This window comes from Streptomyces sp. NPDC001663, from assembly GCF_042893105.1.
GTDB lineage: Bacteria > Actinomycetota > Actinomycetes > Streptomycetales > Streptomycetaceae > Streptomyces.
In genome coordinates this window covers 1-1,302 of record NZ_JBIAUR010000058.1, presented here as the reverse complement: position 1 = coordinate 1,302, position 1,302 = coordinate 1, and the positions used below count along the sequence as shown (strand labels likewise).

At 70.0% G+C, this 1,302-nt stretch carries 1 protein-coding gene; it reads right to left on the bottom strand.

The annotated features are described in order from the left end of the window. Nucleotides 1-3: 3 nt before the first annotated feature. Nucleotides 4-1,302, bottom strand: a 1,299-nt coding sequence (locus ACFY1L_RS56000; protein WP_388843389.1) for a CoA-acylating methylmalonate-semialdehyde dehydrogenase, incomplete at its 5' end; no start/stop codon positions are given.

The window sequence follows — 1,302 nt, the reverse complement described above, 5'->3', positions numbered from 1 at the left end:
TGCTCAGTGGTTGCGGGGGAAGCCGAGGTCGACGCCGGCGGGGGCGTCGGCGGGGTCGGGCCAGCGGGTGGTGACGACCTTGCCGCGGGTGTAGAAGTGGGTGCCGTCGTTGCCGTAGATGTGGTGGTCGCCGAAGAGGGAGTCCTTCCAGCCGCCGAAGCTGTGGTAGCCGACGGGGACCGGGATCGGGACGTTCACGCCGACCATGCCGGCCTCGATCTCCAGCTGGAAGCGGCGGGCGGCGCCGCCGTCCCGGGTGAAGATCGCGGTGCCGTTGCCGAACGGCGAGGCGTTGATGAGGGCCACGCCCTCCTCGTAGGTGTCCACGCGCAGCACGGACAGGACGGGGCCGAAGATCTCGTCCTGGTAGGCCTTGGCGGTGGTGGGCACCTTGTCGAGCAGCGAGATGCCGATCCAGTGGCCGTCCTCGAAGCCCTCGACGGTGTAGCCGGTGCCGTCGAGTACGACCTCGGCGCCCTCGGCCGCGGCGCCGGTGACGTAGGAGGCCACCTTGTCGCGGTGCACCTTGGTGATCAGCGGGCCCATCTCGGAGGTGGGGTCGTTGCCGGGGCCGATCTTGATCTTCTCGGCGCGTTCGCGGATCTTCTCCACCAGCTCGTCGCCGATGGAGCCGACCGCGACGACCGCGGAGATGGCCATGCAGCGCTCGCCCGCGGAGCCGTAGGCGGCCGAGACCGCAGCGTCGGCGGCCGCGTCCAGGTCGGCGTCCGGCAGCACCAGCATGTGGTTCTTGGCGCCGCCCAGCGCCTGCACGCGCTTGTGGTTGGCGGCGGCGGTGGTGTGGATGTAGCGGGCGATCGGGGTGGAGCCGACGAAGGAGACGGCCTTGACGTCCGGGTGCTCCAGCAGCCCGTCGACGGCCACCTTGTCGCCGTGCACGACGTTGAAGACGCCGTCCGGCAGGCCTGCTTCCGCGAGCAGCTCGGCGATCTTGATGGACGCCGACGGGTCCTTCTCGGAGGGCTTCAGCACGAAGGTGTTGCCGGTCGCGATGGCGATCGGGAACATCCACATCGGCACCATGGCCGGGAAGTTGAACGGCGTGATGCCGGCGACGACACCCAGCGGCTGACGGATGGACGAGACGTCCACGCGGCTGGCCACCTCGGTCGACAGCTCGCCCTTGAGCTGCACGGTGATCCCGCACGCCAGGTCGACGATCTCCAGGCCGCGGGCGACCTCGCCCAGCGCGTCGCTGTGCACCTTGCCGTGCTCGGCGGTGATCAGCTCGGCGATCGCGTCGCGGTTCGCCTCGAGCAGCGCCCGGAACTTGAACAGGAT